The organism is Kriegella aquimaris, assembly GCF_900103215.1.
Classification (GTDB): domain Bacteria; phylum Bacteroidota; class Bacteroidia; order Flavobacteriales; family Flavobacteriaceae; genus Kriegella; species Kriegella aquimaris.
Genome location: NZ_FNGV01000004.1, coordinates 391,176 through 398,655, shown reverse-complemented (window position 1 = coordinate 398,655; position 7,480 = coordinate 391,176). Strand labels below are relative to the sequence as shown.

Below are 7,480 nucleotides of genomic sequence, written 5' to 3'. Positions count from 1 at the left end.
GATTTGATAATAAATAAAAGCTGTTTTTGTAAATATAATATATAAGTTACGGCGCACACAGCGTTTGCGTCCGGGACAGTCCCGTAGCTCAGCTGGTTAGAGCGCTACACTGATAATGTAGAGGTCGGCAGTTCGAGTCTGCCCGGGACTACGAGGTCCAAGCGAGTGCTTGGGGACGTTCATTGATTGTAAAATATTGAATAGGAAATTTTAGAAGTTGGGTTTGTTGCGGGTTTTTTTTTGACTCATAACTCATAACTAATAACTCATGACTGAAGAAATGGGGGATTAGCTCAGCTGGCTAGAGCGCCTGCCTTGCACGCAGGAGGTCATCGGTTCGACTCCGATATTCTCCACTGTCCGGACGTTGTGTCCGGAAAAAGTTCATTGACATATTGGGACGGTGCATGTATCACTTCGGTGGTGCGTGCCCAAAGAGAAACACGAATTTTTTAAGTAAAGTACGAATTAGAATTTGCCCCGGACCTGTTCCGGGGCGCAAAGGTCTGGCGACAAGCTAGATAAGGGCGTATGGGGAATGCCTAGGCTCTCAGAGGCGAAGAAGGACGTGATAAGCTGCGAAAAGCTACGGGGATCGGCACACACGATATGATCCGTAGATATCCGAATGGGGCAACCCGGCATGTTGAAGACATGTCACCTCGCAAGAGGAGCAAACCCGGTGAACTGAAACATCTAAGTAGCCGGAGGAGGAGAAAACAAAAGTGATTCCGATAGTAGCGGCGAGCGAAATCGGATTAGCCCAAACCGTTGTTGTTTCGGCAATAACGGGGTTGTAGGACCACGATACTCGAACTGTAATGAACTAGAACGTTTTGGAAAGAACGGCCATAGACGGTGATAGCCCGGTATAGGCAAAGAGCAGTAAGACAGTGGTATCCTGAGTAGTGCGGGGCACGTGAAACCCTGTATGAATCCAGCGGGACCATCCGCTAAGGCTAAATACTCCTGAGAGACCGATAGTGAACCAGTACCGTGAGGGAAAGGTGAAAAGAACCGTGAATAACGGAGTGAAATAGATCCTGAAACCATACGCCTACAAGCGGTCGGAGCAGTGCTTGCACTGTGACGGCGTGCCTTTTGCATAATGAGCCTACGAGTTACTTTTACTGGCAAGGTTAAGGATTTAAGGTCCGGAGCCGTAGCGAAAGCGAGTCTTAACAGGGCGACCATAGTCAGTAGTAGTAGACGCGAAACCGTGCGATCTACCCATGGGCAGGTTGAAGCTGTGGTAACACATAGTGGAGGACCGAACCCGTTGACGTTGAAAAGTCTTGGGATGACCTGTGGGTAGGGGTGAAAGGCCAATCAAGCTCGGAAATAGCTCGTACTCCCCGAAATGCATTTAGGTGCAGCGTGTTATTAGTTTCATAGAGGTAGAGCTACTGATTGGATGCGGGGGCTTCACCGCCTACCAATTCCTGACAAACTCCGAATGCTATGAAATGATGTAACGCAGTGAGGGCATGGGTGCTAAGGTCCATGTCCGAGAGGGAAAGAACCCGGACCATCGGCTAAGGTCCCCAAATATATGCTAAGTTGAAGAAACGCGGTGGAACTGCCCAGACAGCCAGGATGTTGGCTTGGAAGCAGCCATTCATTTAAAGAGTGCGTAACAGCTCACTGGTCGAGCGGTTCCGCATGGATAATGATCGGGCATAAGCATATTACCGAAGCCATGGCTTTGTATTTATACAAGGGGTAGGGGAGCATTGTAGTGCCGCTGAAGGCGCACCTGCGAGGGGCGCTGGAGGAGCTACAAACGAAAATGTAGGCATAAGTAACGATAATGCGGGCGAGAAACCCGCACGCCGAAAGACCAAGGTTTCCCCAGCTATGCTAATCAGCTGGGGGTCAGTCGGGACCTAACGCGGACCCGAAGGGGGAAGTGGATGGACAACGGGTGAACATTCCCGTACCCGCACAGTGACAAAAGCGACGGAGGCGAGGAGTTGGTGCGTGCAGACGGAATTGCACGTTGAAGGGAGCAGTAATGCCCCGATAGTACGCCGAGACTACGGTCAAGGCGATAATCCAGCGTATCGACTTCCAAGAAAAGCGAACTGTGCGGCCCGTACCGTAAACCGACACAGGTGGTCGGGATGAGAATTCTAAGGCGCTCGAGAGATTCATGGCTAAGGAACTAGGCAAAATCGACCCGTAACTTCGGGAGAAGGGTCGCCCCCCTTATGGGGGGCCGCAGTGAAGAGGTCCAGGCGACTGTTTATCAAAAACACAGGGCTCTGCTAAATCGAGAGATGAAGTATAGGGCCTGACACCTGCCCGGTGCCGGAAGGTTAAGGGGAGATGTAATCCGTAAGGTGAAGCATTGAACTGAAGCCCCGGTAAACGGCGGCCGTAACTATAACGGTCCTAAGGTAGCGAAATTCCTTGTCGGGTAAGTTCCGACCTGCACGAATGGTGCAACGATCTGGACACTGTCTCGGCCATGAGCTCGGTGAAATTGTAGTATCGGTGAAGATGCCGGTTACCCGCAGTGGGACGAAAAGACCCCGTGCACCTTTACTATAGCTTCGTATTGACCTTGGTCAAGCAATGTGTAGGATAGCTGGGAGACTTTGAAGCTGCATCGCCAGGTGTGGTGGAGTCATTGTTGAAATACCAGCCTTTGCTTGTCCGGGGCCTAACCCTATAACTAGGGAACAGTGCGTGGTGGGTAGTTTGACTGGGGTGGTCGCCTCCAAAAGAGTAACGGAGGCTTCTAAAGGTGCCCTCAACACGGTTGGCAATCGTGTGTAGAGTGCAATGGCACAAGGGCGCTTGACTGTAAGGCGTACATGCCGAACAGGTTGGAAACAAGAGCATAGTGATCCGGTGGTTCCGCATGGAAGGGCCATCGCTCAAAGGATAAAAGGTACGCCGGGGATAACAGGCTGATCTCCCCCAAGAGCTCATATCGACGGGGGGGTTTGGCACCTCGATGTCGGCTCGTCACATCCTGGGGCTGGAGAAGGTCCCAAGGGTTGGGCTGTTCGCCCATTAAAGTGGCACGCGAGCTGGGTTCAGAACGTCGTGAGACAGTTCGGTCTCTATCTACTGCGGGCGTTAGAAATTTGAGTGGATCTGACTCTAGTACGAGAGGACCGAGTTGGACCGACCGCTGGTGCACCAGTTGTTCCGCCAGGAGCACCGCTGGGTAGCTATGTCGGGATGGGATAAGCGCTGAAAGCATATAAGCGCGAAACCCGCCACAAGATGAGATTTCTTTAAAGGGCCGTGGGAGATGACCACGTCGATAGGCCGTAGGTGGAAGCATGGCAACATGTGTAGCCGAGCGGTACTAATTGCCCGTTGAGCTTGCGCAAACCGCCCCCTCCCAGGAGGGGGCGAAAAACCTTTTCTCTATCCGTACACCACAAAGAAAATCCGTGCCTCTCCGAGGAAAACCGTCCCATTATTATTATGTCATATTACGACGGCACCCGGTGCCCGTAAAAAAATATTGAAGACTTAGGTGGCCATGGCGACGGGGCCCACCCCTTTCCATTCCGAACAGGGAAGTTAAGCCCGTCTGCGCCGATGGTACTGCCGAAAGGTGGGAGAGTAGGCCGCCGCCTTCCTCAAGGGCCCTTCACATTAGTGGAGGGCCCTTTTTTTATGCCCTTATTTCAAACTACTATACCTATCTATGCATCCCTGCGATAGAACTTCGGTCTTGGCCAAATAGCCGCTCATAGACCAAAATTACCCCACACCACAAAAAAAAATCACTTTTTATTTCATTCCAAAATAAATAAACAACTTCTATTCGTATATTTAAAAAATCGATAAGTTGCTTACGAATAACGCAGCATATCCATACATTAATTAAAGATTAATACCCCTTGTAATTTATGCGTATAGACACAGTACTCAAACCTGAAGACTTGCTAAATGAAATTGATGCACTTTGGTCATTGTCTGGAGAAAAAATAAAAAACATGACCACCCATTTAAAAGGTACGACCGGCTCACCTGTGGTAACCGTAAATGGACACTATGAACCGCGAAGTTGGACGGATTGGACACAAGGGTTTCAATACGGTTCTGAGCTATTACAATTTGAAGCCACTCAAGATTCTTATTTTCTAGATTTAGGTATCGAAAATATCAAAAGCAAAATGACCCCTCATGTTAGTCATTTTGGGGTACATGACCACGGGTTTAACAACTTAAGTACTTATGGGGCGATGCTCCGATTGTACAACGATGGTAAGATCTCGGAGAACGATTGGACAAAGGAATACTGCATTTTGGCCCTAAAATTATCGGCTTCGGTACAGGCACAACGGTGGACCGAAATCAAGGGAGGCGGATTTATATATTCCTTTAATGGTCCCCATTCCTTATTTGTTGATACTATTCGAACCATTAGAATTTTAGTCGCAGGTCACCAATTAAAACATTATTCCTCTGGTGAAAATGACAGTAAGACCAACCTGCTGAAAAGAGCATATCAACATGCCCTTGCCACTGCCAAATATTCGGTTTATTATGGGGAAGGTCGGGACACCTATGACATTTGGGGGCGTACTGCCCATGAAGCCGTCTTCAATACCAATGATGGAAATTTTCGATGTCCTTCCACGCAGCAGGGATATAGCGGCTATTCTACGTGGACACGTGGTTTAAGTTGGGCCATGCTGGGATTTGCCGAACAATTAGAATTTTTACAAGACCAAGACGGCTTGCCCGAACTGGATGAGCTTGGTGGAAAGGATTATATAGAAGAAACTTTTTTGAAAGCGGCTAGGGCAACTTGCGATTTCTATATTGCGAATAGCGCCTTGGATGGTATTCCCTATTGGGATACAGGTGCACCAGAACTTTTTAACTTACCGGGGTGGCGAAAGGAAAAATCAGATCCATTTAATAACTTCGAACCGATAGATAGCTCCGCAGCTGCTATTGGAGCGCAGGGCCTCCTGCGCCTTGGGAATTACCTGAGACTAAAAAACGCTAAAGACGCCGATACCTATTGGTCCGCTGGCTTGACTATTGCCAAAACCTTGTTCACTGAACCTTATCTCAGTTCAAGTGATGAGCATCAGGGACTTATTTTACATAGTATTTATCATCGTCCTAACGGTTGGGATCATATACCTGAGGGTAGCAAGATTCCAAATGGGGAAGCCTGTATGTGGGGGGATTATCACGCACGGGAGTTAGCACTTTATTTAAAAAACATTTGTACAGGGAAAGAATATTATACATTTTTTAAAAATATTACACTTTAAATGGCCAAATCAAAACCAAGATTTACTAGAGTTGCCCAATTAAAGTCTCCTCAAGATTTTATTGAACACCTCTCAACCATCGAGACCTCACTACCTTTTCATGAACAGTTAAATCCGCCAGGAGAGTCGGTATTAGGGAAATCTTTGACTTTAAAAACAGGAGAAAAAATCGGAAATCGCTTTTGTATTCTTCCTATGGAAGGATGGGATGGAACTGCCGATGGTCTGCCTACTGAACATACCAAGCGAAGATGGCATAACTTTGCAATCAGTGGCGCCAAATTATTGTGGGGCTGCGAAGCGGTTGCCGTAAATCGGGAAGGGCGGGCCAATCCGAATCAACTTATGATTAATAGAGGTAATCTCGATGCCTTTAGAAAATTATATACTGATGTGGTTGCGACCCATGAAGGGAAATTTGGAACATCCGACGATTTACTCGTGGGGTTGCAATTGACTCATTCGGGCAGGTTCGCAATACCCGACCTTGACAGAGCTCGAAAACCTAAAATACTCTACCGGCATTCGGTTCTTGATAAGAAATTTAATCTTCCCGAAGGTTATCCCGTACTCTCAGATGAGGAAATAGATAATTTGGTAGCGGATTTTGTCAAAGCGGCTAGCCTTGCCAAAGAAGCTGGTTTTCAGTTTGTAGATGTTAAGCACTGCCATGGTTATTTAGGGCATGAATTTTTAAGTGCTAAAAATCGCGATGGTAAGTATGGAGGTTCCTTAAAAAACCGGATGCGTTTTTTGACTTCGATAGTTGAAGGTATTAAAGCTACTAGCAATATCCCCGTGGCGGTGCGCCTAAGTGCTTTTGATTTTGTGCCTTATAAGAAAAATGATGAAAATATTGGTATTCCTGAAACCTTGGCAGAAGGTTACACTGAGGCCTTTGGAGGAGATACCTCTGGAATAGGTATTGATTTGACGGAAGTCTTTGAGCTGCTTGAATATTTTGAAGAGCTGGGTATTGAAATGGTCTGTATTACGGCAGGAAGTCCTTATTATGTTCCGCATATTCAACGACCGGCAATATTTCCACCTTCTGATGGATACCTTCCTCCCGAAGATCCATTAATCGGTGTGGCAAGACAAATACAGATAACCCATGAAATAAAAAAGAGATTTCCGAATCTTGTAATCGTTGGATCGGCTTATTCTTATTTGCAAGAATGGCTGCCCCATGTGGCAGAGGCTGTGGTCGAAGAAGATATGGCCGATTTTGTTGGCTTGGGAAGAATGGTGCTTAGCTATCCGGAGATGCCTGAAGATATATTGAAAGGTAGCACGCTTGTACGAGGTAAAATATGTCGCACTTTTTCAGATTGTACTACCGCCCCTAGAATCGGTATGATATCGGGCTGTTTTCCTCTCGATTCCTATTATAAGAAGATGCCCGAAGGTAAACTGTTGAAAGAATACAAAAAGGGAATCGAACTATGATCAAGAACGTTTTAATTACGGGCGGGTCACGCGGTATTGGACTCGGAATCGCCAAAGAATTGGCTCGTATGGGCTGTAATTTGGCCATTAACGGAATGCGATCAGCAGATAGGGTGCTCGACGTAGTTCAAGAACTAAAGAATCTTGGTTCTGAAGTTATTTATTGCCAGGGCGATGTTTCTTCCGTGGCGGATCGTAAGCGTATTATGGAAACTGTTTTAAGTACGTTTGGCCGGTTGGATGTCTTGGTGAATAATGCAGGGGTAGGGCCCGAAAGGAGAACCGATCTTCTCGAAACTACCGAAGAGAGTTATAATCGGGTGATGGGCATCAACCTTCAAGGGCCATTTTTTCTTACCCAAACTGTGGCGGCTAATATGATTGCCAGTAAATCCGCGAATAAGGAAGTTGAGGCCTGTATCATAAATATTTCATCAATGAGCGCCACTCATGCGTCGATAAACCGCGGCGAATATTGCCTTTCCAAAGCTGGAATGAGTATGATGACCAAATTATTTGCGGCCAGGCTAGGAGAATATGGAATTCCTGTTTACGAGGTGCGTCCGGGAATAATTGAAACGGATATGACTTCAGGTGTACTTCAGAAATATCAGAAATTAATTGATGAGGGACTTACCATTGAACCTCGTCTCGGTCGTCCTGAAGATGTGGGCAGAGCTGTAGCTGCTTTGGTTAAAGGCGATTTTCCATACGCCACGGGTCAAGTCGTTATGATTGATGGCGGTCTGACCATTCCAAGATTATAAAATATA

General features: G+C 47.0%; 3 protein-coding genes, 2 tRNA genes and 2 rRNA genes. All 7 read left to right on the top strand.

The window, feature by feature from the left end; translation table 11 throughout:
• Window positions 1-77 precede the first annotated feature (77 nt).
• Window positions 78-151, top strand: a tRNA-Ile gene (locus BLS33_RS11670).
• Between the two features lie 131 nt (window positions 152-282).
• Window positions 283-356: transfer RNA gene (locus tag BLS33_RS11665), tRNA-Ala, on the top strand.
• 153 nt (window positions 357-509) lie between these two features.
• A 23S ribosomal RNA gene (locus tag BLS33_RS11660) occupies window positions 510-3,347 on the top strand.
• A 145-nt stretch (window positions 3,348-3,492) separates the two neighbouring features.
• Window positions 3,493-3,602 (top strand): 5S ribosomal RNA (rrf, locus tag BLS33_RS11655).
• A 273-nt stretch (window positions 3,603-3,875) separates the two neighbouring features.
• Window positions 3,876-5,258: a glycoside hydrolase family 88 protein gene (locus BLS33_RS11650; RefSeq protein WP_089888849.1), complete on the top strand. Its 1,383-nt coding sequence runs from the start codon at window positions 3,876-3,878 to the stop codon at window positions 5,256-5,258.
• Window positions 5,259-6,707, top strand: coding sequence for an NADH:flavin oxidoreductase (locus BLS33_RS11645; RefSeq protein WP_089888846.1), 1,449 nt, complete (start codon window positions 5,259-5,261; stop codon window positions 6,705-6,707). It abuts the gene before it with no gap.
• The gene (locus BLS33_RS11640) at window positions 6,704-7,474 is read left to right on the top strand and encodes a 3-ketoacyl-ACP reductase (protein ID WP_089888843.1); all 771 of its coding nucleotides are present in this window, start codon (window positions 6,704-6,706) and stop codon (window positions 7,472-7,474) included. The genes BLS33_RS11645 and BLS33_RS11640 overlap by 4 nt, the downstream gene beginning before the upstream one ends.
• Window positions 7,475-7,480 lie beyond the last annotated feature (6 nt).

Excerpts from the sequence above, each read along its gene's own strand:
- BLS33_RS11640 (WP_089888843.1), top strand. The coding sequence starts at position 6,704 with ATGATCAAGAACGTTTTAATTACGGGCGGGTCACGCGGTATTGGACTC.
- BLS33_RS11645 (WP_089888846.1), top strand. The coding sequence starts at position 5,259 with ATGGCCAAATCAAAACCAAGATTTACTAGAGTTGCCCAATTAAAGTCT.
- BLS33_RS11650 (WP_089888849.1), top strand. The coding sequence starts at position 3,876 with ATGCGTATAGACACAGTACTCAAACCTGAAGACTTGCTAAATGAAATT.